Genomic DNA, 335 nt, shown 5'->3' on the forward strand with positions numbered 1-335 from the left:
CGCCGCCGATGCCCGCGCCTCTGTCTCCACCGGTGGCTTCGACGGTGCCGCCGCTGATGGTGATCTCGCCGCCGGCGCTGTCGCTACCGCCGCCGATGCCCGCGCCGTTTTCGCCGCCGGTGGCTTCGACCTCGGTGCTGCCGCTGATGTTGATTTCACTGCCGCTGATGCCCGCGCTGCTGGCGCCGCCGGTGGCGGTAACATTGCCGCCGGTGATGGTGATTCTGCTGGCCGCGGAGCCTTTGATGCCCACGCCGCTGCCAGTGCCGGTGGCGGTGACGGTGCCGCCGTTGATGTTGAGGGTCTTGACGTAAATGCCCGCGCCGTCGTTCGCG

Annotated in this window: 1 pseudogene; it reads right to left on the minus strand. The window is 69.9% G+C overall.

From position 1 onward, the window contains the following. Positions 1–335, minus strand: a pseudogene (locus ACTQ34_RS18220) (hypothetical protein); the annotation flags it as partial.

It is taken from the genome of Agathobaculum sp. LCP25S3_E8, from assembly GCF_052117165.1.
Taxonomy (GTDB): Bacteria; Bacillota; Clostridia; order Oscillospirales; family Butyricicoccaceae; genus Agathobaculum.